23 protein-coding genes are annotated in these 23,595 nt (G+C 59.5%); 19 read left to right on the plus strand and 4 right to left on the minus strand.

All coding sequences use genetic code 11. The annotated features are described in order from the left end of the window. Positions 1-297: 297 nt before the first annotated feature. Positions 298-1,485, minus strand: coding sequence for an iron-containing alcohol dehydrogenase (locus tag J3349_RS03545; RefSeq protein ID WP_207676456.1), 1,188 nt, complete (start codon positions 1,483-1,485; stop codon positions 298-300). A 1,256-nt stretch (positions 1,486-2,741) separates the two neighbouring features. Between J3349_RS03545 and J3349_RS03550 the strand changes: the two genes are divergently transcribed. The 11 genes from J3349_RS03550 to J3349_RS03600 all read left to right on the plus strand — a co-directional run bounded on the left by J3349_RS03550 (position 2,742) and on the right by J3349_RS03600 (position 11,938). Next, the gene (locus J3349_RS03550) at positions 2,742-3,206 is read left to right on the plus strand and encodes a DUF2798 domain-containing protein (RefSeq protein ID WP_207676457.1); all 465 of its coding nucleotides are present in this window, start codon (positions 2,742-2,744) and stop codon (positions 3,204-3,206) included. Positions 3,207-3,715: 509 nt separating this feature from the next. Beyond that, positions 3,716-4,399: a F0F1 ATP synthase subunit A gene (locus tag J3349_RS03555; RefSeq protein WP_158402299.1), complete on the plus strand. Its 684-nt coding sequence runs from the start codon at positions 3,716-3,718 to the stop codon at positions 4,397-4,399. A gap of 27 nt (positions 4,400-4,426) precedes the next feature. Further along, positions 4,427-4,651, plus strand: a complete 225-nt coding sequence (gene atpE, locus J3349_RS03560; RefSeq protein ID WP_015563599.1) for an ATP synthase F0 subunit C — start codon at positions 4,427-4,429, stop codon at positions 4,649-4,651. Between the two features lie 17 nt (positions 4,652-4,668). Then, on the plus strand, positions 4,669-5,160 hold the full coding sequence (atpF, locus tag J3349_RS03565) for a F0F1 ATP synthase subunit B (protein ID WP_158399960.1): 492 nt from the start codon (positions 4,669-4,671) through the stop codon (positions 5,158-5,160). Then, positions 5,150-6,904 carry a F0F1 ATP synthase subunit alpha gene (atpA, locus tag J3349_RS03570; protein ID WP_158396616.1) on the plus strand — a complete coding sequence of 585 codons (1,755 nt, stop codon included), beginning with the start codon at positions 5,150-5,152 and terminating at the stop codon, positions 6,902-6,904. The genes atpF and atpA overlap by 11 nt, the downstream gene beginning before the upstream one ends. Next, positions 6,891-7,772, plus strand: a complete 882-nt coding sequence (gene atpG, locus J3349_RS03575) for an ATP synthase F1 subunit gamma (RefSeq protein ID WP_207676458.1) — start codon at positions 6,891-6,893, stop codon at positions 7,770-7,772. The genes atpA and atpG overlap by 14 nt, the downstream gene beginning before the upstream one ends. Positions 7,773-7,862: 90 nt before the next feature. Next, entirely contained in the window at positions 7,863-9,275 is a 1,413-nt protein-coding gene (gene atpD / locus J3349_RS03580) for a F0F1 ATP synthase subunit beta (RefSeq protein ID WP_015563603.1), read from the plus strand. After that, complete coding sequence (gene atpC / locus J3349_RS03585) at positions 9,275-9,682, plus strand: ATP synthase F1 subunit epsilon (RefSeq protein WP_015563604.1); 408 nt, start codon at positions 9,275-9,277, stop codon at positions 9,680-9,682. Before atpD ends, atpC begins: the two co-directional genes overlap by 1 nt. A gap of 176 nt (positions 9,683-9,858) precedes the next feature. Then, a complete protein-coding gene (locus tag J3349_RS03590; protein ID WP_207676459.1) occupies positions 9,859-10,896 on the plus strand; it encodes an SPFH domain-containing protein in 1,038 nt (345 codons plus the stop codon). Continuing rightward, positions 10,896-11,096 (plus strand): hypothetical protein, encoded by a 201-nt coding sequence (locus J3349_RS03595; protein ID WP_015563606.1) that lies wholly within the window; start codon positions 10,896-10,898, stop codon positions 11,094-11,096. Before J3349_RS03590 ends, J3349_RS03595 begins: the two co-directional genes overlap by 1 nt. A 65-nt stretch (positions 11,097-11,161) precedes the next feature. Then, positions 11,162-11,938: a YhfC family glutamic-type intramembrane protease gene (locus J3349_RS03600; protein WP_207676460.1), complete on the plus strand. Its 777-nt coding sequence runs from the start codon at positions 11,162-11,164 to the stop codon at positions 11,936-11,938. Positions 11,939-12,031: 93 nt separating this feature from the next. On the opposite strand, the gene J3349_RS03605 is transcribed toward J3349_RS03600, so the two are convergent. From J3349_RS03605 to aroF, 3 genes are all read right to left on the minus strand, one after another. Then, a complete protein-coding gene (locus J3349_RS03605) occupies positions 12,032-13,132 on the minus strand; it encodes an FAD:protein FMN transferase (protein WP_207676461.1) in 1,101 nt (366 codons plus the stop codon). After that, on the minus strand, positions 13,129-13,548 hold the full coding sequence (locus tag J3349_RS03610; protein ID WP_207676462.1) for a DUF3783 domain-containing protein: 420 nt from the start codon (positions 13,546-13,548) through the stop codon (positions 13,129-13,131). The genes J3349_RS03605 and J3349_RS03610 overlap by 4 nt, the downstream gene beginning before the upstream one ends. Before the next feature lie 528 nt (positions 13,549-14,076). Further along, entirely contained in the window at positions 14,077-15,090 is a 1,014-nt protein-coding gene (aroF, locus tag J3349_RS03615) for a 3-deoxy-7-phosphoheptulonate synthase (RefSeq protein WP_015563611.1), read from the minus strand. A 461-nt stretch (positions 15,091-15,551) separates the two neighbouring features. On the opposite strand from aroF, the gene ybaK reads away from it, so the two are divergent. The 8 genes from ybaK (at position 15,552) to purD (ending at position 23,523) form a co-directional block, all read left to right on the plus strand. Next, positions 15,552-16,034: a Cys-tRNA(Pro) deacylase gene (gene ybaK / locus J3349_RS03620; RefSeq protein WP_207676463.1), complete on the plus strand. Its 483-nt coding sequence runs from the start codon at positions 15,552-15,554 to the stop codon at positions 16,032-16,034. Positions 16,035-16,488: 454 nt separating this feature from the next. Beyond that, positions 16,489-16,989 carry a 5-(carboxyamino)imidazole ribonucleotide mutase gene (gene purE / locus J3349_RS03625; protein ID WP_149794091.1) on the plus strand — a complete coding sequence of 167 codons (501 nt, stop codon included), beginning with the start codon at positions 16,489-16,491 and terminating at the stop codon, positions 16,987-16,989. Beyond that, positions 16,989-18,467: an amidophosphoribosyltransferase gene (gene purF / locus J3349_RS03630; protein WP_158396628.1), complete on the plus strand. Its 1,479-nt coding sequence runs from the start codon at positions 16,989-16,991 to the stop codon at positions 18,465-18,467. Before purE ends, purF begins: the two co-directional genes overlap by 1 nt. A gap of 2 nt (positions 18,468-18,469) precedes the next feature. Beyond that, positions 18,470-19,516, plus strand: a complete 1,047-nt coding sequence (gene purM, locus J3349_RS03635) for a phosphoribosylformylglycinamidine cyclo-ligase (RefSeq protein WP_149794089.1) — start codon at positions 18,470-18,472, stop codon at positions 19,514-19,516. Continuing rightward, complete coding sequence (purN, locus tag J3349_RS03640; protein WP_207676464.1) at positions 19,510-20,106, plus strand: phosphoribosylglycinamide formyltransferase; 597 nt, start codon at positions 19,510-19,512, stop codon at positions 20,104-20,106. The genes purM and purN overlap by 7 nt, the downstream gene beginning before the upstream one ends. A 92-nt stretch (positions 20,107-20,198) precedes the next feature. Further along, complete coding sequence (locus J3349_RS03645; RefSeq protein ID WP_158396632.1) at positions 20,199-20,999, plus strand: IMP cyclohydrolase; 801 nt, start codon at positions 20,199-20,201, stop codon at positions 20,997-20,999. Between the two features lie 25 nt (positions 21,000-21,024). Beyond that, positions 21,025-22,206 (plus strand): phosphoribosylaminoimidazolecarboxamide formyltransferase, encoded by a 1,182-nt coding sequence (locus tag J3349_RS03650; protein ID WP_015563617.1) that lies wholly within the window; start codon positions 21,025-21,027, stop codon positions 22,204-22,206. A 12-nt stretch (positions 22,207-22,218) separates the two neighbouring features. Beyond that, entirely contained in the window at positions 22,219-23,523 is a 1,305-nt protein-coding gene (gene purD, locus J3349_RS03655) for a phosphoribosylamine--glycine ligase (protein ID WP_158399950.1), read from the plus strand. Positions 23,524-23,595: the final 72 nt, after the last annotated feature.

Genomic DNA, 23,595 nt, shown 5'->3' on the forward strand with positions numbered 1-23,595 from the left:
CTCTCAGTCTGCTTCGCAGACAGCTCCTCCCAAAAGGGAGATGGAAATTTGTGATAGGAAAATGAAGTTTTGTGTTGTTGAAAACTTTCGGCGGACATAGAAAAGCGCACCCCTTCTGCTTCTGTGTGGAGAAGGGGTGCGCTTCGTTTATACTTCGAGTTCAGGCGAATGCTCTTATTTTCCCATCTCTTTTCCACTTCTTTGCCAAAAAGTGAGATGAAGCACACAAAAGACAACGAAATGCCCGGCACAGAGTAAGCAAAATATCCTGTGCCGGGCGGAAGGGAAAAAGTTTTCTTAGTGGTTGGCGGCGCGGTAGATGGCGATCATGTCGTCGAGGCTGAGTTTTTTGGCCGAGCCGAGGGCGGAGCCGCAAGCTTCGAGGCAGCGGCGGGCCATCTCGTCGATCTGCGCGTCGGTGGGGTCGATGCCCAGCTCATGGAAGCTGGCGGGCATCCCGATGCTGTGGTAGAAGTCCACCATGGCCTCGATGCCTTTCAGGGCGATCTCCTCGTCGGTGCCGTCGGTGGTCACGCCCATGACGTTCCGGGCAAAGCGGACGAAGCGGGGCAGGCAGTCCTTATAGACATACCGCGCCCAGCTGGGCCAGAGGGCGGCGAGGCCCGCGCCATGGGTCACGTCGAACATACCGCCCATCTCATGCTCGAGTTTGTGGGACATAAAGTCGCCGCTGGCGATGCCGCAGCCGGTCAGGCCATTGTGGGACAGGCTGCCCGCCCACATCACCTCGGCCCGGGCCTCGTAGTTGGCCGGGTCGGTGTGGAGGATGACCGCGTTCTTCATCACGGTGCGCAGCAGGCCCTCGGCCAGCGCGTCGGTCAACTCCATATTGCCGCCATTGGTGAAATAGCGCTCCATGGTGTGCATCATGATGTCGGCGCAGCCGGACTCGGTCTGATAGTCGGGCAGGGTCTTGGTGAGCTCAGGGTCCATGAGGGCGAACTTCGGGCGGCTGATGTCGTCGTTGTAGGCCCGCTTCTGGTGGGTGTCCACTCGGGTGATGACGCTGCTGTTGGACGTTTCGCTGCCCGCCGCCGCGATGGTCAGGATGCTGGCCACCGGCAGGCACTTGCTGGCCGTGCGGGTGTGCTCGTACAGCTCCCAGACGTCCTTTTCCGGCTCGGCCAGGCCGTAGGCGATGGCCTTGGCTGTGTCGATGACGCTGCCGCCGCCCACGGCCAGCAGGAAGTCGATGCTGTTCTCTTTGCCGATGCGGATGCCCTCGTAGACCTTGTCGAGGTGGGGGTTCGGCACGACGCCGCCCAGCGTCCAGCTGGAAATGCCGGCCTCGGCCAGCGACTTTTCAGCTCGGTCCAGCACACCGGAGCGGACGGCGCTCTTGCCGCCGTAGACGATGAGGACGCGGGTGCCGCCGTATTCGCGCACCAGCGCGCCTACGCGTTGCTCGGTGCCTTTGCCGAAGATGACCCGGGTGGGGGAGTAGAACTCGAAATTGCTTGCCATAGTGGTTTGCCTCCTTGTAAGTGCTGCTTCCTGAGCAAAAGTATACACGAAATAGATTCGAAAGTCTACAGGCTCTGCGCCTGCCGCCGCAAAATATCCGGGACAAAACAAAACCTGCATCCTCCCGGCAGGAAAACGGGAGGATGCAGGCTTCATTGGAAAACATCAGACAAAAAACCTGCCGACTTGAGGCGGTTGCAAGCCCTCAGTCGGCAGGATGCTTACTTCTTCGGAGTCATAGCCTCTTGACCTCGATTTCTTCATTTTTCGGTCTGTACCGGACGTTTCATAGAAGATTCTCCTTTGAAACGGTGAAGAACGATTGGCAGGGGAATGAATTTCTTAGTACATTGGAATGACCCTTTTCTTAACTGTTGGAGTGCGGGATACGAATCACAGAGATGAATTTCATATTACCACATTCTTTCGAGTTAGATTTGCGAAGGGAGTGTCATTACTTAGTACATTGGAATTTCTCCTTTAGAGTTATTCAAATAAGACGTTCCGTACAAAAGCTTTCTTCATTGGGATCACCTTCGGCGGATCTATTTGAACGCGAGGGATTTTATTTCACAGACTGTTCTGTTATTCGCGTTATTGATGCTCAAGAACGGCTCTTGTTGTTGTGTTTTTATACGGGGGAAGCATCCCGTTTGTGGTGAGCCTCTGTTTTGCTTCTCAGCGAACCCCGACAGTCTGTGCGTACTGTGCGGGTTCCATATCGACCATCGGTCTTCGCTCCTTTCTGCTTAAAGTCAGCGGGGTTAGCTCTCATTTGAGCTTCTGCTGTACTTCTCTGGTTTCTGGCTTTATTATACACGCGCAGGCACGGTTTGTCCATTCGCAGAATGCACAATGAATTAGATATATTTTTTCAATAAATAACAAAAAAACTGTATTGTTCATACAAACGCACGACTGAAACAGCCTCCCTGCGCAGTCTGGACGGCCTGCAGGGCCTTTTGTGGAAAACCTCTGTGCAAGAACTGCCAAACTTCGCTCCGGGTGATTGAAGGGACGGCGGGAATGAGATAAACTGCCCGAAAATTTCGGGTCGTTCGTGGAAGGATTTGCGCAAAACGGGAGAAAACGGCAGAAAACTCTTACGCGGGGCGGGAGTTTGTGCTATCATAGCGGGCAATGAATGGTAGTCGTGCAAAGACAGACGAAGGTTCCGCCCTCGTCTGTCTTTTTTTTTGTGCGGCGAAAGTTCCGAAAGACTTTACCCCACAACACAAATGAGGAGAAAATCAAAAATGCCTAAGACTCTGCTTGAAAAAATCGTCTTTACTGTCGTTATGGCCGCTATCATGGTCTATGGAATGATCGTCTACAATGTCGCCCTCGCCACCGGCGGCGTGACCAACGCCACCTTCGGCATGGCCCTGCATGAGATGCCCATTATGGTGCCGGTGGCTTTCGTGCTGGAGTTCTTCGTGGTGGAAAAGCTGGCGACTGCGCTGGCCTTCACCTTCATGCGCCCCACCGACCGGCCGCAGTTCATCACCTATGCCATCTCTCTGATGATCGTCTGCATCATGTGCCCTGTCATGAGCCTTGTGGCAACGGTGCTGTTCAAGGAGCCCAGCTTCGGTACGTGGGTGCATACGTTCGGCTGCAATTTCCCGATGGCTCTGTGCTGGCAGATGTTCTACTGCGGCCCGCTGGCCCGCTTCATCTTCCGTGCTATCTTCCGCCGCGGTGGACAGAACGCCCAGTGAGCCTATATCCTATATTATAAACAGGTAATATTACTTAATAAAAATAAGCTTCTGATTAAGAAAATTTCATGTATCACACACTTGACAGCCATATGAATTTTATATATCAGATATACATGGAGTGCATAATTCTGCCGAAAGGGTTTCGTTTTACCTCAAAAATGAAACGAACCACTAAGGAATGACTAAGGATTTGGTCAAAATGGACAGTTTAACTGTGCATTATTAAGCAAGATGCACAACATTCCCGGCCGAGGCGTGAAATAAGATATAACAAAAAGTAGAATATCGGCCAAAGGTCTTATCAAACCGCACCAATCGTGCTATGATACCAGACGCAAAAGGGCTGCGCTGAGCGCAGAAAGAGGGTGTGTTTCCATAAAAACAAACGCACCTTTTTTGATTTTTAGCACAGCTGCTTTAATAAAAGAAACGAAAGGAGATAGAGTGAAAACGAACGATACCTTTACGCTTCAGGATAAGACTCTGCTCAGAAAGGAGGCAAAGCGATGAACGCATTGACTGCGGCCCTGAAAGAAGAGCTGAATGTGGAGATGATCTCCCTCGGCGGCCTGCAGGTGCCGGAATCCGTGGTGGTCAGCTGGGGCATCATGCTGTTTCTGGTCATCGTCTCCATCCTGCTCACCCGGAACCTCAAGGTGGACCACATCTCCAGGCGGCAGGCCATCCTTGAGCTGGTCGTCACCACGATCGACAACTTCTTCACGGGCCTGCTGGGCGAGCAGGGCAGACGGTATGTGCCTTACCTCATGACGGTGGCTCTCTACATCGCCTGTGCGAACCTCATCGGTGTATTCGGCATCAAGCCCCCCACGAAGGATCTGAATGTCACCGCTGCGCTGGCGCTCATGAGTATCTGCCTCATCGAGTATTCCGGCATCCATGCCCGGGGCGGCAAGGGCTTCCTCAAGAGCCTCACCGCCCCCACCCCCATCATGACCCCCATGAACATCCTCGAGATCGCCATCCGCCCCACCAGCCTGTGTATGCGACTGTTCGGCAACGTGCTGGGCGCTTTCGTCATCATGGAGCTCATCAAGCTGGTGGTCCCGGTGTTCGTACCGGCCATCTTCAGCCTGTACTTTGATTTGTTCGATGGTCTCATCCAGACCTATGTCTTTGTCTTCCTCACCTCGCTGTTCATGAAAGAGAGTATTGGTGGAGAAGAGTAAATTGATCGATTAAAAGGAGAAATAATTATGAACGGACTCGTAGCTCTGGGCGCTGGTATCGCAGCGCTGACTGGTATCGGCGGCGGCATCGGCATCGGCATTGCCACCGGCAAGGCAACGGAGGCCATCAGCCGCCAGCCGGAAGCTTCCGGTAAGATCCAGACCAACCTGCTGCTGGGTGCAGCTCTGGCCGAAGGTACTGCAATTTTCGGCTTCGTCGTTGCTCTGCTCATCATCCTGTTCCTGGGTTGATAACGGAGGCATGACGAATGCTGACTCTGAATCTGAACCTTCTGTATACAGTCGTCAACATTCTGGTTCTGTTTTTGCTGCTGCGCAAGTTCCTGTACAAGCCTGTCATGAACATCATCGCACAGCGCCAGAAGCAGGTGGATGACGCACTGAACGCCGCCGAGACCTCCAAGCAGGAGGCCGTTGCGGCCCTGAACGACGCGCAGGCAAAGCTGCGCAATGTGGACGCCGAGGCTGCTGCCCGCCGCACTGCCTACGAGCAGCAGGCCGAAAAGGACAAGCAGCAGCTGCTGGCTGACGCCCAGCAGCAGGCCGACGCCATCCTGGCCGAGGGCAAAGCTGCCGCCGAGGCCGAGCGCCAGCACAAGCTGCGCCAGGCTGACGCCCAGACCACTGCACTGGCCCGCGCCATGTGCGAGAAGCTGCTGGCCCGCAACCTGAACGAGCAGGACGACGCCCGCCTGCTGGACGACCTGTTGGAGAAAGCGGGGGCTGAAAATGGCAAGTGAATTCAGCACCGAGTTCTTCTCGGCCAACCGCATCGTCAAAGCTGACCTCCGTGCCGCCCGCACCCCCCGTGAGGAGGACCTGGAGCGCATCAAGAAAGAGGTCGCGAAGCTGTACGACGCCACCGAGGTCATCCTGAACGTCACGGTGGACGACAGCCTCCTCTCCGGCTATGTGCTGCAGATCGGCGACCGCGTCTTCGATAACTCCGGCCGCCACGCCATCGACCAGATGATGGCCGACAAGCCCTCTCTGGCCACCCTCAAGACCCGCATCGAGGACTACAAGCCCGCCGCCACCAGCGAAGAGGGCGGCGTGGTCATCTCCTCCGCCGACGGCATCGTGGAAGTGGAAGGCATGGACCGCGCCGTCTACGGCGAGATCGTCACCTTCGAGAATGGCGCCAAGGGCATGGTGGAGAGCGTCGAGCCGGGCCGTCTGGGCATCATGCTCTTCGACGGCGCTGAGACCGTCGGCGTCGGCACCATGGTCACCCGCAGCGGCAAGCGTGCCGGCATCCCGGTGGGCGACGGCTTCCTTGGCCGCGTCATCGACCCGCTGGGCGAGCCCATCGACGGCAAAGGCCCCATCGAGGCTGTGGGCTACAACCCCATCGAGAAGCAGGCCCCCGGCATCCTCGAGCGCCAGAGCGTGGATACGCCGCTCCACACCGGCATCCTCGCCATCGACTCCATGTTCCCCATTGGCCGCGGCCAGCGTGAGCTGATCATCGGCGACCGCCAGACCGGCAAGACCTCTATCGCCACCGATGCCATCCTGAACCAGAAGGACACCGGCGTGCTCTGCATCTACGTCGCCATCGGCCAGAAGGCTTCTTCCATCGCCCGCGTGGCCGAAGATCTGAAGAAGCACGGCGCGATGGGCTATACCACCATCGTGGCGGCTACCGCTTCCGACAGCGCCCCGCTGCAGTACATTGCACCTTACGCCGGTACGGCTCTGGCTGAATATTTCATGGCGCAGGGCAAGAGCGTCCTCATCGTCTACGATGACCTCTCCAAGCACGCGGTGGCCTACCGTGCCATCTCTCTGCTGCTCCGCCGCTCTCCGGGCCGTGAGGCTTACCCCGGCGACGTCTTCTATCTGCACTCCCGTCTGCTGGAGCGCTCCTGCCGCATGAGCGATGCACTGGGCGGTGGCTCCATCACCGCACTGCCCATCGTTGAGACTCAGGCAGGCGACGTGTCCGCTTACATCCCCACCAACGTCATCTCCATCACCGACGGTCAGATCTTCCTCGAGAGCGCTCTGTTCAACGCCGGCAACCGCCCGGCTGTCAACGTGGGCCTGTCCGTCTCCCGTGTCGGCGGCGCAGCCCAGACCAAGGCCATGAAGAAGGCCAACGCCAACCTGCGTATCGAGCTGGCCCAGTACAAGGACATGGAGTCCTTCGCGCAGTTCAGCTCCGATCTGGACGCCGAGACCCGCCATCAGCTCGAGCACGGCAAGGCTCTGACCGAGATGCTCAAGCAGCCGCTCTATCAGCCCAAGACCGACGCCGAGCAGGTGGTCATCCTTGTGCTGGCTTCCCACGGGATGCTGGACGAAGTGCCTCTCGCTGAGCAGCGGGCGCGCACCGCTGCCTTTGTTCGCCAGTTCCATGCAGATGTGTCCGGCACGATGGATGCCATCACGGCCACCGGCAAGCTCACTCCCGAGCAGACCGACACCATCCTGAACGCATGGAAGGCCTACGAGGGAGGCGAGAGTCATGGCGTCCAGTAAGCTGCTGAAAGAGCGCATCGAGAGCATTCAGGATACCCGCAAGATCACGAATGCGATGTATCTGATCTCTTCCTCCAAGCTGCGCAAGGCACGCAAGAACTACCAGAACGTCCTGCCCTACTTCACCCGCATGAGAGACACCATCTCCCGTGTCGTCCCCCATCTGCCTGACGAGCCGGTGCATCCCTTCTTCCACGAGCGGCAGAGAGAGGACGGCGATCCCCGCCGCGCCTATCTGGTGCTGACGGCAGACAAGGGCATGGCAGGCTCTTTCAACCAGAACGTGCTGAAACTCCTGCTGGAAAAGGCTGACAGGAACGACCGTTTCTATGTCATCGGTCAGGTGGGCTACCGCGCCCTCCGCAAAGACCCCCGCCTGGTGCAGGAGTTCCAGTACGGCGCGACTGCCCCGTCGCTGCAGCGCGCCCGTGACATCACGGTGGACGCCATCGACGACTTCAAGTCGGGCAAACTGGATGAGATCTATCTTATCTACACCAAGATCCAGAACGCGCTCACCAGTGAGCCGGTCATGGTGCGTCTGCTACCGCTGGACCGCGAGCATCTGCAGCCCGCCCCCAAGGGTCTGGGCGACCCCCGCGGCGAAGTCGAGCTGGTGCCGGACGCATGGACGGTGTTCGAGCAGACCGCTCCTATCTATATGCACGGCATGATCTTCGGTGCCATGACCGAGAGCTTCTGCGCTGAGCAGAGCGCCCGCATGACCGCCATGGATTCGGCCACCAAGAGCGCCAACGATATGATACGCGACTTGCAGCTGGAATATAACCGCACCCGCCAGGGCTCCATCACTCAGGAGATCACCGAGATCATCGGCGGCGCGTCTGCGGTGAAATCACAAGAATAACTTTTCCGCATAGCCTCCCCTCGCCAGGGGAGGTGGCACGACGCCAGTCGTGACGGAGAGGTTGACACATCTAATAAACGAGGCAAATCTATGATACAGGGAAAAATTATTCGCGTGGCCGGCCCTGTGGTGGACGTGCAGTTCACCGCAGGCCGACTGCCTGCCCTGCAGGAAGCGCTGACCGTGACCGCAGAAGGCACCGAGCGCACGATGGAGGTGGCGCAGCACGTCAACGAATCGACGGTGCGCTGCATCATGCTCTCGGCCAGCGAAGGTCTGGGCAAGGGTATGGAAGTCACCGCCACCGGCCACGGCCTGACTGCCCCGGTGGGCGAGGCCACGCTGGGCCGTATGTTCGACCCGCTGGGCCGCCCCATCGACGGCAAGGGCTCTGTGGACGATGTGCCGCATTGGCCCATCCACCGCAAGGCCCCCAGCTTTGCAGAGCAGAAGCCCGCTACTGAGATTTTGGAAACGGGCATCAAGGTCATCGACCTGCTGGCCCCCTACGCCAAGGGCGGCAAGATCGGTCTGTTCGGCGGCGCAGGCGTCGGCAAGACCGTCCTGATTCAGGAACTTATCCACAATGTGGCCACCGAGCACGGCGGCTATTCCATCTTCACCGGTGTCGGCGAGCGCTCCCGTGAGGGCTGCGACCTCTGGGGCGAGATGAACGCCTCCGGCGTCCTGAACAAGACCGCGCTGGTCTTCGGCCAGATGAACGAGCCCCCAGGAGCCCGTATGCGGGTGGCGGAGACCGGCCTGACCATGGCCGAGTATTTCCGCGAGGAGACCCACAAGGACGTGCTGCTTTTCATCGACAACATCTTCCGTTTCGTGCAGGCCGGCTCGGAGGTCTCTGCTCTGATGGGCCGTATGCCCTCGGCTGTCGGCTATCAGCCTACGCTGGCCAACGAGCTGGGCGCTCTGCAGGAGCGTATCACCTCCACCCGCGACGGTTCCATCACCTCGGTGCAGGCCGTCTACGTCCCCGCTGACGACCTGACCGACCCTGCCCCCGCTACCACCTTCGCTCATCTGGACGCTACCACCGTCCTGAGCCGTAAAATCGTCGAGCAGGGCATCTATCCCGCTGTGGACCCGCTGGCTTCCACCTCCCGCATTCTGGAAGCTGACATCGTAGGCGAAGAGCACTACCGCGTGGCCCGCAAGGTGCAGGCAACGCTGCAGCGTTATCAGGAACTGCAGGACATCATCGCCATTCTGGGCATGGACGAGCTGGGCGAGGAAGACAAGCTCACCGTCACCCGTGCGCGTAAGCTGCAGAAGTTCCTGTCCCAGCCCTTCTCGGTGGCTGAGAACTTCACCGGCCTGCCCGGCAAATATGTGCCGCTGGCCGAGACGGTCAAGGGCTTTGCCGCCATCGTGGACGGCAAGTGCGACGACCTGCCCGAGTGGGCCTTCTTCAACGTAGGCACCCTCGACGACGCCCGCAAGAAGGCAGCGGACAAGCTGGCGGAGGAAAAAGGCGGTGAGGCCTGATGAACAGCTTCATCCTCAACATCACGGCTTCCAGCGGTGAGTTCTATCAGGGCAGCTGCGAGAGCATGGTGCTGCCCGTGAAGGACGGCGTCTATGGTGTTCAGGCCGGCCACAGCCCGGTGCTGGTGGCTATCCACATGGGGATGCTCAAGTTCACTGTGGACGGCGAGACCCGCGAAATTCTGGTCGGCGACGGCATCGCTGAGGTGACGCCCACCTTCGTGCTTCTGCTGGTGGACAGCGCCGAGCGCCCCGAGGACATCGACAAGAACCGTGCCGAGGCTGCCCGCATCCGCGCCGAAGAGCGCCTGCAGCATAAGCAGAGCATGCACGAGTATTACCAGACCAAGATCGCTCTGGACCGCGCCATGCAGCGTCTGCAGACTGCCGCGAAGTATAAGCGTTAAAACTTCCCTCCTAAACGATATTTCTCCATTTTTCTCCATAAACAAAGGGCCTGCCTGTCCATTTTACGGATGGGCGGGTTCTTTTTTTGCGTCCCTCTCTTGACAGCGGTGCGGCAAAGTGATATGATTTTGGTATCAAAAAGAAACACTTCCGGCCCCATAAGGAGGGAACTGTTATGGAAGAGAAAATTTTGAACGCCCGCAAAAACGGCATGGCGGTACTGCTGCTCACCCTGCTGGGCTATGCGGCATCCATTGCCCTGTTCGTTTGCAGCGTCCTGCTGCTGGAGGATGACCGGCTGCTGCCGGGCATCCCGCTGCTGATTTTGTCCATTGGCTATTGGATCGCAGGCATTTTTCTGTTCTGCGGCCTGAAGGTACTCAAGCCCCAGGAGGCGCTGGTACTTACCCTCTTTGGCGATTATGTGGGCACCCTGAAGGGACAGGGCTTTTACTGGGTAAACCCCTTCTGCGCCGCCGTCAACCCTGCCGCAGGCACCCGGCTGAGCCAGAGCGGGGACGTGACCAGCAAGGAGAGCGGTGCAGCCGCCCTGCTGAGCGTCAGCGGCCAGAACAGCCAGCTCGCCTCAAGCAGCGTAAGCAAAAAGATCTCCCTGAAGATGATGACCCTGAACAACTCCCGCCAGAAGATCAACGACTGTCTGGGCAACCCGGTGGAGATCGGCATCGCCGTGATCTGGCGGGTCACCGACACTGCCAAGGCGGTGTTCAATGTGGACAACTACAAGGAGTACCTCTCCCTCCAGTGTGACAGCGCCCTGCGGAACGTGGTGCGGGTGTACCCCTACGATGTGGCCCCCAACGTGGACACCACCGGAGACGGCGTGGCCGACGAGGGCAGCCTGCGGGGCTCCTCGGAGGTGGTGGCGGCCCGCATCCGGGACGAGATCCAGAAAAACGTGGCTGAGGCAGGCATCGAGGTGGTGGAGGCCCGGATCACCTATCTGGCCTATGCGCCGGAGATCGCCGCAGTGATGCTCCAGCGCCAGCAGGCCAGCGCCATCATCGACGCCCGCAAGATGATCGTGGACGGCGCCGTGGGCATGGTGGAGATGGCACTGGACCGGCTGAGCAAAAACAAAGTGGTGGAGTTGGATGACGAACGTAAAGCGGCCATGGTCTCCAACCTGCTGGTGGTGCTCTGCGGCAACCGGGACGCACAGCCCATCGTGAACAGCGGCAGCCTGTACTGATGGCAGAGCCCAAAAAGCAGATCCCCCTGCGCCTGAACGCAAAGCTCTACGAGGCCCTTGCCGCATGGGCTGAGGACGATTTCCGCTCGGTGAACGGGCAGATCGAGTATCTCCTCACCGAGTGTGTGCGTCAGCGCAAAAAGAACGGCCGGTACGTCTCCGATCAGATCGACCTGCCGCCGGAGCTGGATATTGAATGACCCTGCTCCCCTCCGGGGGCAGGCCTTGCAAAAACGCCGATGGTTTATCGGCAGGGAGGATAACTATGACAGTAGGTATGGTACCCGGGGCAAGCATCGCAGGCATGGTGTTTTCCCTTGTCGTTTCCTTCGCACTTCCCATAGGCCTCTTTGTTTACGCAAAGAAGAAGCTGGGCGCGAAGACTGCACCGTTCTTTATCGGGTGCAGCGTTTTCTTCGTGATGGTGCTGATGCTGGAAGCTGCCATCCATCGCATCGTGTTCCAGCTGGCCGGAGAAGCGCTGACCGGAAGCGTGATCCTATACGCAGTCTATGGCGGCCTGATGGCAGCTCTTTTTGAAGAGACCGGTCGTTACATCGCCATGAGGTTTCTGGTGAAGCCGATGGATTTTCCGAATGCCTTTATGTATGGTGCCGGACACGGCGGCGTGGAGGCAATGCTTCTGTGCGGCGTGGCATCTATCAGCAACATCGCAAGTGCCGTGATGATAAATTCCGGCATCATGTCTGCACAGCTGGCGTCTCTTGACGCAAAGAAGGTGGCAGACACGGCAGCGGCTCTTTCGGCGCTGTGGACGACCCCCAGCCTGACCTTCTTTGCTGGGGGCGTGGAGCGGATCATTGCGGTGGTGCTCCATCTGAGCCTTTCGATTCTGGTGTTCCAGTCCATCCGCAAAAAGTCCCAGAAAGACCTGCTCAATGCGTATCTGTTCCACTTTGTCATCGACTCGCTGTCCGTTCTGCTCAGTGCAGTGGCATCTGTCTGGGTGGTGGAGCTTGTCGTTGCACTCGTGACCGGCGGGGCTGTCCTAATGGCAAAGTATGCCTGTATGGAAGAGTGAACGCGCGGAAATATCCTTGATATATAGTATATAAAAGTCCCCTCTTCGTCATTGGAGCAAGAACCGTGACGAAGAGGGGGCTTTCGTTTTCTGTTATTTTTTCTCGTGGCCGGCCCATCCGCTGGACTGGATAACTTCGCCGTCCGGGGTACACCAGAGGGCTTCCACGCCGTCGAGGGACTCGATGAGCTTCCGGCCATCCTCAAGGGACATACAGAACAGGCCGGTGGTGAGGCAGTCGGCTGCGCCGGAGTCGGGGGAGAGGACGCTCACGCTGTCAAAGTAGCGGGCGGGCCAGAGGGTATCCGGGTCGATGAGGTGATGGTAGCGCACACCGTCCACGACGTAGTAGCGCTGGTAGTTGCCGCTGGTGACGAGAGCCATATCGCTCATGTTGACACCGGAGACGTAGGAAGAGCTGGCAGTGTAGACGTCCGAGGCGTTCCACGGGTTCTCCACGCCGCCCGACCACTGGGAGCCGTCGGGCTTTGTGCCGATGGCGCGGAGGTTGCCGCCCACGCTGATGAGGGCGCTTTTCAGGCCCCGGGCCTCAGCGGCCTGTGCCACCATCTCCACAGCGTAGCCCTTGCCCACGCTGCCCACGTCGAGGGACATATCCGGGTCGGAGAGGTAGACGGTCCTGGCATTTTCGTCGATGACGAGGTTGGAGATGTCGCAGTGCTGGGCGGCGGCATCCAGCGCCTCCTGTTCGGGCAGCTTGTTGTCCGCCTCGTTCGTGTTGGCTTCGGCGGCCTCGCGGTAGTCGTGCCAGATGCGGAGGACGCTGCCCATGGCGATGTTCAGCTTGCCGTTGGTGGTGTCGTACATCTGTCGGGCCAGTTCCAGCATCCCGAGGATCTTATCGTCCACCTGAACGGGTGCGACGCCGGCGTTGTCGTTGATGGTCTTGACATTCACCACGCCGTCATAATCGTTGTAGATGTCGTAGAGACGGTGGTATTCCAGCAAGTCGGCGTGGAGGGCGTCCATCTGACGGGAGAACTCCTCCTCGCTGTCGCAGTAGGCGATGACCTGCGTGACAGTGTCGAAGGCATCATAGAAGATGGTGCTGTACCGCTGGGCGTCGGCGCTCACGCCCGAAGAGGCGGGTTTCTGGGCCGAGCCGCAGGCGGTGAGTACGCCGAGGCAGAGCGCCCCGGTCAGCAGAGCGGAAACGAAACGCTTGATGCTCATGCCTGCTCCTTTGCCGCAGCGGTGAAGGCGGCATGCTCTTCTGACAGGTGGGCCAGCAGGTCGCCGAAGACCCAGTTCTTGTTGGACGGGATGACCACGGCCTTGAGGGGGATATTCACCTGTGCCTGCTTCATGAGGTCCAGCAGGGTGTCGAGGTCCTTTTCCTTGAAGTTTGCCAGCACCAGTGCGGGAGGGTAAGCGCCCGGTTCCAGCACGAGGGTGCGGGAGACTTTCGTCTCTACTTCGCCCAGCAGCTGGGCGACGGTCTTGCCCGCGTCGGCAGGGGAGACGAGAAGCAGCTTCATGCCGAAGGCGGGAGCCATCCCCTCGAGGATGCCCCGGTCAGCGGCGGACAGGTTCCAGCCCAGCGCCAGCGGAACGCCGGCGTTCTGGTTGCGTGCGATATGTGCTTTCATAGTGTGAACCTCTTTCTTTCAGAGTGAAGTTTTTTGTAAATACACTATAGTATAGCACAGATAACAGGAAAAGAAAACGACTGCCGACCCTTTTTGCAAAGCGGGCAGCAGTCGAACAAGAAAGACGCTATTGTATTTTGTCAAAAGCTATGATATTCTGAAACTGCCGTCAGAAATGGCGGCAGGCACTGTCTGCAAATGCAGGTGGTCACGCTCCTCCGGCCAAGCGCCAGTGGAGACGAAAATCTTTTTGCTTCCCCTGACGCGAGAGCGAAAGGGGGGATGTTCTATGACGCTGAGTGAAGTTATTCAACTGCTTGCCCTGATTGGCGGAGCAGTTTTTGTGACCTTTCAGATTACATGGACGATTTCCAACGGCAAAAAGAAATGACCGCCTCTGCCCTCAGAAAGCAAGCGGTCATTCTTTTTGACTTAATACCGGAAGAGCGCTGACCATTTGCTGGACAGTGCCTTCTTTATTTGTAGTATAATCGTTTCAGCGTGGATTGTCAACGCTGAAAGCGTAACTTAGTTCATCTTCTTGCCGAAGAACTCCACTTCCTTACGGATGAAGCCCATCAGCTCATCGAACTGGTCGGGGGTCAGGCTCTGTGCGCCGTCGCACTTGGCCTTGGCAGGATCGTTGTGGACTTCGATCATCAGGCCGTCGGCACCGGCGGCGACAGCGGCCTTGGCCAGCTGAGGCACCATCCATGCGTGACCGCAGGCGTGGCTGGGGTCTACGATGACGGGCAGGTGGGTCATCTTATGAAGCATGACCACGCCGGCGAGGTCGAGGGTGTTGCGCATACTGGTCTCAAAGGTGCGGATGCCGCGCTCGCAGAGAATGACGTTCTCGTTGCCCTCGGCCATGATGTACTCAGCGCTCATGACGAACTCCTCGAGGGTGTTGGCGAGGCCGCGCTTGAGCAGGACAGGCTTTTTCTGACGGCCTACAGCCTTGAGCAGTTCGAAGTTCTGCATATTGCGGGCACCCACCTGGATGAGGTCTACGTTCTCGAAGAGGGGCAGATGTTCGGTGTTCATGATCTCGGTGACGATGGGGGAGCCGGTGGCACGGCGGGCCAGCTTGAGCAGGTCGAGACCCTCGCTGCGCATCCCCTGGAAGGAGTAGGGGGAAGTGCGGGGCTTGAACGCACCGCCGCGCAGCAGGGAAGCGCCGGCTGCCTTGACGCGCTGGGCGCAGTAGGTGATCTGCTCCTCGCTCTCGATGCTGCAGGGGCCGGCGATGACGGCAAAGCTGCCGCCGCCGATCTTCACGCCTTCCACGTCGATGACGCTGTCATCCGGGTGAAACTTGCGGTTGGCCTTCTTGTAGGGCTCCGACACGCGGCGGCAGGTCTCGACCACCGGGTTTGCCAGTACCCAGCTCTCTGCGATGGCCTTGGTGTCGCCGATGAGGCCGAGGATGTGGGTGTCGCTGCCCTTGGAGTCGTTGATCTGCAGGCCCATGCCTTCCAGCTCGGTGCAGAATTCGTGGACTTTTTCTTTGGGGGCGTCCTGTTTGAGTACGATGATCATGGCGGGTTCTCCTTTTCCTGTTCTGGTACGGCGGGGGAGATGAGGCCGCCTTGCCGTTGATGTTTCAATATCGTGAACTTCAGTATCGTGAAGTGATTGGGCATGGACATAGCATAGCACTTCAGTTTCATGAAGTCAATAGCCTTTCCGAAATTTTTTGAATTTTGGGAGAGAAAGTGGTAGAATAAATCTGGACTCAACCTCTCAGTCTCGCTTCGCTCGACAAGGCCGGGTTGCGGCACCCAGCATCCGCAGCACTTCGTTTGCGTCTTGCTGGCCGCTGCCCCAACAGCGACTCCCTGTTTCCGCCACTGGCGGCGGTCGTCGTTGTTGCCCCTATTGAGGGGAGCCTCTGGCGAAGAGGAGAAGTTTTCCGCTATGCCAAGGCCTCCCCTCGATAGGGGAGGTGGCACGCCGTCAGGCGTGACGGAGAGGTTAATACAACGATAGAGGTCTTACATATGGGCAAAGAAGCAAAAACCAACGCCATGCGCATTCTGGAGCGGGCCAAGGTGGCCTACACCGCGCATGAATATCCCCACGAAGAGGGCGTGGCCGTGGACGGCGTGACCGTCGCCGCCAGCATCGGTGAAGACCCTGCCTGCGTCTACAAGACGCTGGTGACGCAGGGGAACAGCAAGAACTACTTCGTCTTCGTCATCCCGGTGGCGGCAGAGCTGGATCTGAAAGCCGCCGCCCGCAGCGTGGGCGAAAAGAGCGTGGCGATGATACACGTCGCTGACATCAACAAAGTCACCGGCTATGTCCGGGGCGGCTGCAGCCCGGTGGGCATGAAAAAGCAGTACACCACCGTCTTCGATGAGAGCGTGCTGAACCAGCCGAAGGTCTACGTTTCCGGCGGGCGCATCGGTACGCAGGTCTGCTGCGCTCCTGCCGATCTCATCAAGGCCGCACGGGCGACTACGGCAAAGATCATCTTCTGAAAGCCTCTCCCAAGGGGAGAACCTTTAAAAGGATATTTATTATAAAAAGATTTTCTGATAAGTCGTACTTAAAAAGAAAAACAGTGTCGAAACTGCACAAAATTTTTGAAAGTTTTTTGACAGCAGGGAACACAAGGGAAAATTTGCCCGAACGCTCTTTGCAAAGGCGTTTTTTTGCCGTATACTGTAGTCAGACGGCGGACGGAAGAGCGCATGAACTCTTTTTCAGCCGGAGAAGAACAGCGTGGACAACGAGGTTTGCGGAGGATGAGCAGAATGCGAAATGAGCTGCTGGGTACCATGTGCCGTCCCGGTACGGGAATGCATCAGGGGCTCCGTGTAACCTGCTGCGGGTCCAGTCTGTCCAGAATGAAATAAAAGGCCGTGGTGTAAGTGCATCACAGCCTTTTTTGTTTTTCGTCGCGGGAGATAGAGAAAGAGAGGTTGGATACAGATGATTCGTAAAGTGGCAGTCATTATGGGTTCGGACAGCGACTGGCCGGTGGTGAAAGGTGCCTGCGCTCAGCTCAAGGCGCTGGACATCCCCTTTGAGGCGCACATCCTGTCGGCCCACCGCACCCCTGCCGAGGCAGCGGAGTTTGCAAAGAATGCCAGGGCCAACGGCTTCGGCGTCATCCTCTGCGCAGCAGGCATGGCGGCCCATCTGGCCGGTGCTTTTGCCGCAAACACCACCCTGCCGGTCATCGGCATCCCGATGAAGGGCGGCGCGATGGACGGCCTGGACGCTCTGCTGGCCACCGTCCAGATGCCCAGCGGCATCCCGGTGGCCACAGTGGCCCTGAACGGCGCGAAGAACGCCGCCTGGCTGGCTGCTGAGATCCTGGCCCTCGGCGATGAGGCACTGGCTGCGAAGCTGGATGCTGAGCGCGTCGCCATGGCCCGGCAGATCGCCGCCAAGGAAGAAAAACTGCAGAAAGAGATCGAGGAACTGTAATGTCTGATTTTGCATACCCGCTTCACGAAGAGTGCGGCGTTTTCGGCATCTATGACCGTGCCGGCACCGAGGACGTGGCCGCTGCCGCCTACTCGGCCCTGTACGCGCTGCAGCATCGCGGACAGGAGAGCTGCGGCATCGCCGTGAACGACGACGGCGTCATCAACGGCCACCGGGACCTCGGCCTTGTCAATGAAGTGTTCACCCCGGCTGTGCTGGGCTCACTGGCAAAGCCCACGGCCCATATGGCTACCGGCCATGTCCGCTACGCCACCTCCGGCAGCCGCGTCCGGGCCAACGCCCAGCCCATGATCGTCCGCCATGGCCGGGGTACCATGGCCCTCTGCCACAACGGCAATCTGACCAACGCTCTGGAGCTGCGCCGCCAGCTGGAAAACGAGGGTGCCATCTTCCATGGTTCCTCCGATACCGAGGTCATCTGCTACCTCGTCACCCGCAACCGCCTGCGGATGGGCAGCATCGAGATCGCCATCAGCAAGACGATGGACGTCCTCGAAGGCGCTTACAGCCTCGTGGTCATGTCGGCCACTAAGCTTATCGCGGCCCGTGACCCCCGCGGTTATCGCCCTCTCTGCATCGGCACCCTGCCGGGCGGCGGCTACGTCTTTGCCAGCGAGAGCTGTGCATTGGATGCCGTGGGCGCGACCCTGCTGCGGGACGTGGAACCCGGCGAAATCGTCATCACCGACACCAAGACCGGTGAACTGCGCTCCATCAAAGACCACTGCGGCCGTCCCGACCGCCAGATGTGCGTCTTCGAGTTCATCTACTTCGCCCGCCCCGACAGCATCATCGAGGGCAGCTCGGTGCATGAGGCCCGCAAGCAGGCAGGCCGCTTCCTGGCTCAGGAGCACCCCGTGGAGGCCGATGTGGTCATCGGTGTGCCGGACTCCGGCCTCGACGCCGCCCTTGGCTACTCTCAGGAGAGCGGCATCCCCTACGGCATCGGCTTTATTAAAAATAAGTACATCGGCCGCACCTTCATCCAGGGCAGCCAGAAGCAGCGCGAGAACAGCGTCCGCATCAAGCTGAACGTCGTGACCAGCACCGTCAAGGGCAAGCGGGTCGTACTGGTGGATGACTCCATCGTGCGCGGCACCACCTCTGCCCGCATCATCAAGCTGCTGCGGGACGCCGGAGCAAAGGAAGTCCACTTCCGCGTTTCGGCACCCCCCTTCAAATATCCCTGCTACTTTGGCACCGACATCCCCGACCAGAAGCTTCTGGTCGCTACCGGCCGCACGGTGGACCAGATCAACGAGATCATTGGCGCCGACACGCTGGGCTACCTCTCCACGGAGCACGTCGTCCAGCTGGCCCAGAATGCCAACTGCGGCTTCTGCACCGCCTGCTTCACCGGCAAATACGCGGTGAAGCCGGAAGAGGTGCTTTCCACCGATATTCATGAACGCCACCTGAATGACCGTCCCAAGGACGAGAAAAAGTTAGGAGAGTAACAATGGAAAAGAGCTATTCGGAAAGCTATGCAGCCGCAGGTGTGGACATCACCGCCGGCTATCGTTCGGTCGAACTCATGAAGCAGTATGTGGCCCGCACCATGAACGAGCACTGCATCGGTGGTCTGGGCGGCTTCGGTGGCCTGTTTGAGCTGGACTGCACCGGCTACAAGCACCCCGTCCTCATCTCCGGCACCGACGGCGTCGGCACCAAGCTGAAGATCGCCATGATCATGGACAAGCACGACACCATCGGCATCGACTGCGTGGCTATGTGCGTCAACGACGTTATCTGCGCCGGTGCAAAACCGCTGGTCTTCCTCGACTACATCGCCTGCGGCCGCAACATCCCCGAGAAGATCGCCGAGATCGTCAAGGGCGTGTCCGAGGGCTGCGTCCAGGCTGACTGTTCTCTGGTGGGCGGCGAGACCGCTGAGCACCCGGGCATGATGCCGGAGGACGAGTACGATCTGGCCGGTTTCACCGTGGGCGTTGTGGACAAGGAAAAGATCCTCAATAATGAGACCATGAAGCCCGGCGATGTCATCATCGCCCTGCCCTCCACCGGCGTCCATTCCAACGGTTTCTCGCTGGTGCGCAAAATTTTTGACATCGACGGCGACCCCGCCGTCCTGAAGACGGCCCCCGCAGAGCTGGGCGGCAAGACCCTCGGCGAGGCCCTGCTGGCCCCCACCAAGATCTACGTCAAGCCTGTGCTGAAAGTGCTGGAAGAAGTGGATGTCAAGGGCATCTCTCACATCACCGGCGGCGGCTTCTACGAGAATATCCCCCGCAGCCTGAAGAAGGGCTGCTGCGCCCGCATCAAGAAGGAGGACGTCCGTACCCCGGCTCTCTTCCACCTGATGCAGAAGACCGGCAGCATCTCTGAGCACGATATGTTCAACACCTTCAACATGGGCGTCGGCATGGTGCTGACCGTCCCCGCTGAGCAGGCCGACAAGGCACTGGAGATCCTCCATGCCAACGGCGAGCCGGAAGCTTACCGTCTGGGCGTCATCGCAGAAGGTGAGGGTGTCGAGCTGTGCTGAACATTGCAGTGTTAGTGTCCGGCGGCGGCACCAATTTGCAGGCGCTGCTGGACAGCGAGGCCCGGGGCGAGAACCCCAGCGGCAAGATCAGGCTTGTCGTGGCCTCCAAACCCGGCGTCTACGCGCTGGAACGCGCCGCTAATGCGGGCGTCGAGGGTGTGGTGGTCCGCCGGAAGGATTACGCTTCCAGTGAGGATTTTGACGCCGCACTGCTGAAAACGCTGAAAGAACATAACATTGACCTTGTGGTCCTGGCGGGCTTTCTGTCCGTGTTAGGCCCCAGCGTCATCGAGGCCTATCCCCGCCGCATCCTGAATATCCACCCCGCCCTCATCCCGTCCTTCTGCGGGCCGGGAATGTACGGCCTGCGCCCCCACGAGGCCGCGCTGGCCCGGGGCTGCAAGGTGACGGGCGCTACCGTCCACTTCGTCAATGAGGAGTGCGACGGCGGGCCTATCCTGCTGCAGAAGGCCGTGGACATCCTGCCCGGCGACACCCCCGAGGTGCTGCAGAAGCGTGTAATGGAGCAGGCTGAATGGAAGCTGCTGCCGAAGGCTGTGGCAATGGTGTGCAGCGGAGAGATAAAGTAAAGGACAGCAGGGCGTTGGTTCAGCCTCTCCCTTTGGGAGAGGTGGCACGGTGTCAGCCGTGACGGAGAGGTTTAACAATAGGAGAATTTGACATGGAAAAAATCAACCTGAACGAATATCTGGCCGCGAACGAGTACCCCGGCCGCGGCATCGCGGTGGCAAAGGCTCCGGATGGCCGTCAGGTGTTCATCGGCTATTTCATCATGGGCCGCAGCGAGAACAGCCGCAACCGCGTCTTCGACCCGGTGCCGGAGCGCGGCGGCATCTGTACCATGGCTGCCGACCCGGCCAAGCTCGAGGACCCCAGCCTCATCATCTATAACCCCGTGCTGACCCTCGGCAAGACCCATATCGTCACCAACGGCGACCAGACCGACACCATCTTTGACGAGATGAGCCGGGGCAAGAGCTTCGCCGACGCCCTGCGCACCCGCACCTTTGAGCCGGACGAGCCCAACTACACCCCCCGCATCTCCGCTGTGGTGTACGCAGACGGCAGCTACCAGATGAGCATCCTCAAGTCTGCCGACGGCAACGGCGAGAGCGTCCAGCGCTATTTCTTCGACTACCCCCAGCCCGTGGCCGGTGAAGGCCACTTCATCAGCACCTACAAGCACAACGGCAATCCCATCCCCAGCTTTGAGGGGGAGCCGCTCCGCTTCGCCTGCCCCCGCACCATCGGCGACTTCGCCCACGGCCTGTGGCAGAACCTGAACCCCGACAACAAAGTCAGCCTCTTCGCCCGGGTCATCGATCTGGAGACCGGCGAGAGCGGCGACATGATCTTCAACAAATACGACGCTGTGTGCAGCGACCTCGACGACCCTGAGGAGCCGGAGCTGCTGCCCGAAGAGCTGGAACTGCTCAAAAAGCTCGACGCCGAGGAAGAATAACCTAAGACACAAGGAGGATGCACCAATGAATGAACTCGCACTGAAGTACGGCTGCAACCCCAACCAGAAGCCCAGCCGCATCTATATGGAGGATGGCTCTGACCTGCCCGTCACCGTCCTGAACGGCAAGCCCGGCTACATCAATTTTCTGGATGCTCTGAACTCCATCCAGCTGGTGAAGGAGCTGAAGGAGGCCTGCGGCCTGCCCGCTGCCGCTTCTTTCAAGCACGTCTCCCCGGCCGGCGCAGCTCTCGGTCTGCCTCTGAGCGAGGTGGAGCGGAAGATGTACCACATCGCCCCGGACATGGAGCTTTCGCCGCTGGCCTGTGCTTATGCCCGCGCCCGCGGTGCGGACCGGATGTCCTCCTTCGGCGACTGGATCGCCCTCTCCGACGTCTGCGATGTGCCGACTGCAAAGCTCATCCAGCACGAAGTATCTGACGGCATCATCGCCCCGGGCTATGAGCCGGAGGCACTGACCATCCTCGCCGGAAAGAAGAAGGGCAATTACAACGTGGTCGCCATCGACCCGGCCTACAAGCCGAACCCCGTGGAGCACAAGCAGGTCTACGGCATCACCTTCGAGCAGGGCCGCAACGAGCTGGCCATCAACGCCGACACCATGCTGACCAACTGGGTCACTGAGAACAAGACCGTGACCGAGGAGCAGAAGCGCGACCTCATCATTGCCCTCATCACCCTGAAATACACCCAGTCCAACAGCGTCTGCTACACCGCAGGCGGCCAGACCATCGGCGTGGGTGCCGGCCAGCAGAGCCGCATCCACTGCACCCGTCTGGCAGGCCAGAAGGCCGACAACTGGCAGCTGCGCCATATGCCGAAGGTGCTGGAGCTGCCTTTCCGTGACGATGTGGCAAAGCCCAACCGCGACAACGCCATTGATGTTTACATCGGCGACACCCCCGAGGACGTCATCGGTGACGACGTCTGGGCCGAGACCTTCACCCGTCAGCCCGAGCCGCTGACCGCTGAGGAAAAGAAAGAGTACCTGAGCCATGTCACCGGCGTCTGCCTCGGCTCGGATGCGTTCTTCCCCTTCGGCGACAACATCGAGCGCGCACGCCGTTCCGGCGTGACGGCCATCGTCCAGCCCGGCGGCTCCATCCGCGACCAGCAGGTCATCGACACCTGCAACAAGTACGGCATCGCAATGGCATTCTGCGGCATCCGGCTGTTCCATCACTAAGGGGGCATAAAAATGGCAAAAAAAATTCTGGTCGTTGGCGGCGGCGGACGCGAGCACGCCATCATCAAGGCATTGAAGAAGAGCCCTGACTGCGGCGAAGTCTGGTGTGCGCCCGGCAACGGCGGCATCGGCTATGACGCCCACTGCGTCAACATCAAGGCCACCGACGTGGAAACGATGGTCGGCTTTGCGGAGACGGAAAAGTTCGACTACGTCGTGGTGGCTCAGGACGACCCGCTGGCACTGGGCATGGTGGATGCGCTGGCGGCAGTCGGCATCCCGGCTTTCGGCCCGGACAAGGCCGCTGCCCGCATCGAGGCATCCAAGGTCTTTTCGAAAGACCTCATGAAGAAGTACGGCATCCCCACCGCAAAGTATGAGACCTTCGACGACCCCGCCAAGGTCATGGAGTATATCAAGGCTGAGGGCAAATACCCGGTGGTCATCAAGGCCGACGGCCTTGCGCTGGGCAAGGGCGTACTCATCTGCGAGAACGAAGAGCAGGCCGCCGAGGGCGTCAAGGAGATCATGCTGGACAAGAAGTTCGGCGCTTCCGGCAACCATGTCGTGGTGGAAGAGTTCCTCACCGGCCCCGAGGTCAGTGTGCTGAGCTTCACCGACGGCAAGGTGGTCAAGCCCATGGTGTCCTCCATGGACCACAAGCGCGCCAACGACCACGACACCGGCCTGAACACCGGCGGCATGGGTACCGTCGCGCCGAACCCCTATTACACTCCGGCCATCGCTGCCGAGTGCATGGAGAAAATTTTCCTGCCCACCATCAAGGCCATGAACGCTGAGGGCTGCCCCTTCAAGGGCTGCCTCTACTTCGGCCTGATGCTCACCCCGGACGGCCCGAAGGTCATCGAGTACAACTGCCGCTTCGGCGACCCTGAGACTCAGGTGGTGCTGCCCCTGCTGGAAAGCGACCTGCTCAAGGTCATGACCGCCTGCACCGAGGGGACGCTGGCCGACACCGAGGTCAGGTTCTCGGACGGCGCTGCCGCCTGCGTCATCCTCGCTTCCGGCGGCTACCCGGTGGCCTACGAGAAGGGCAAGCCCATCACCGGTCTGGTGGACGGCCAGCTGCCCGATGAGCCGAACGTCACGGTCTACCACTCCGGCACGGCCATCACCGAGGACGGCCAGCTCGTCACCAACGGTGGCCGTGTGCTGGGTGTGACGGCCACTGCGCCCGGCCTGCCCCGCGCCATCTCCATCGCCTACGAGGCGGCGGAGCACATCCACTTCGACAAGCTGCACAAGCGCACCGACATCGGGATGCGGGCGCTGAAAGCGCTGGCAGAGAAAGAATAAACCTCTCAGTCTGCTTCGCAGACAGCTCCCCTATCGAGGGAAGCCTCTGGCGAAGAGATGAAGTTTTCCGGT

The sequence above is a fragment of the Faecalibacterium sp. Marseille-P9590 genome (assembly GCF_017377665.1).
In the GTDB taxonomy this organism is placed as follows: Bacteria; Bacillota; Clostridia; order Oscillospirales; family Ruminococcaceae; genus Faecalibacterium.

Bases quoted from the DNA above. Each gene is read 5' to 3' on its own strand.
- J3349_RS03595 (WP_015563606.1), top strand. From the start codon at position 10,896: ATGGCAGAGCCCAAAAAGCAGATCCCCCTGCGCCTGAACGCAAAGCTC.
- atpE (WP_015563599.1), top strand. From the start codon at position 4,427: ATGAACGGACTCGTAGCTCTGGGCGCTGGTATCGCAGCGCTGACTGGT.
- J3349_RS03555 (WP_158402299.1), top strand. From the start codon at position 3,716: ATGAACGCATTGACTGCGGCCCTGAAAGAAGAGCTGAATGTGGAGATG.
- atpC (WP_015563604.1), top strand. From the start codon at position 9,275: ATGAACAGCTTCATCCTCAACATCACGGCTTCCAGCGGTGAGTTCTAT.
- ybaK (WP_207676463.1), top strand. From the start codon at position 15,552: ATGGGCAAAGAAGCAAAAACCAACGCCATGCGCATTCTGGAGCGGGCC.
- J3349_RS03550 (WP_207676457.1), top strand. From the start codon at position 2,742: ATGCCTAAGACTCTGCTTGAAAAAATCGTCTTTACTGTCGTTATGGCC.
- atpF (WP_158399960.1), top strand. From the start codon at position 4,669: ATGCTGACTCTGAATCTGAACCTTCTGTATACAGTCGTCAACATTCTG.
- purE (WP_149794091.1), top strand. From the start codon at position 16,489: ATGATTCGTAAAGTGGCAGTCATTATGGGTTCGGACAGCGACTGGCCG.
- aroF (WP_015563611.1), bottom strand. From the start codon at position 15,090: ATGATCATCGTACTCAAACAGGACGCCCCCAAAGAAAAAGTCCACGAA.
- J3349_RS03545 (WP_207676456.1), bottom strand. From the start codon at position 1,485: ATGGCAAGCAATTTCGAGTTCTACTCCCCCACCCGGGTCATCTTCGGC.
- purD (WP_158399950.1), top strand. From the start codon at position 22,219: ATGGCAAAAAAAATTCTGGTCGTTGGCGGCGGCGGACGCGAGCACGCC.
- J3349_RS03590 (WP_207676459.1), top strand. From the start codon at position 9,859: ATGGAAGAGAAAATTTTGAACGCCCGCAAAAACGGCATGGCGGTACTG.
- purM (WP_149794089.1), top strand. From the start codon at position 18,470: ATGGAAAAGAGCTATTCGGAAAGCTATGCAGCCGCAGGTGTGGACATC.
- atpA (WP_158396616.1), top strand. From the start codon at position 5,150: ATGGCAAGTGAATTCAGCACCGAGTTCTTCTCGGCCAACCGCATCGTC.
- J3349_RS03610 (WP_207676462.1), bottom strand. From the start codon at position 13,548: ATGAAAGCACATATCGCACGCAACCAGAACGCCGGCGTTCCGCTGGCG.
- purF (WP_158396628.1), top strand. From the start codon at position 16,989: ATGTCTGATTTTGCATACCCGCTTCACGAAGAGTGCGGCGTTTTCGGC.
- atpD (WP_015563603.1), top strand. From the start codon at position 7,863: ATGATACAGGGAAAAATTATTCGCGTGGCCGGCCCTGTGGTGGACGTG.
- atpG (WP_207676458.1), top strand. From the start codon at position 6,891: ATGGCGTCCAGTAAGCTGCTGAAAGAGCGCATCGAGAGCATTCAGGAT.
- J3349_RS03645 (WP_158396632.1), top strand. From the start codon at position 20,199: ATGGAAAAAATCAACCTGAACGAATATCTGGCCGCGAACGAGTACCCC.
- J3349_RS03650 (WP_015563617.1), top strand. From the start codon at position 21,025: ATGAATGAACTCGCACTGAAGTACGGCTGCAACCCCAACCAGAAGCCC.
- J3349_RS03605 (WP_207676461.1), bottom strand. From the start codon at position 13,132: ATGAGCATCAAGCGTTTCGTTTCCGCTCTGCTGACCGGGGCGCTCTGC.
- J3349_RS03600 (WP_207676460.1), top strand. From the start codon at position 11,162: ATGACAGTAGGTATGGTACCCGGGGCAAGCATCGCAGGCATGGTGTTT.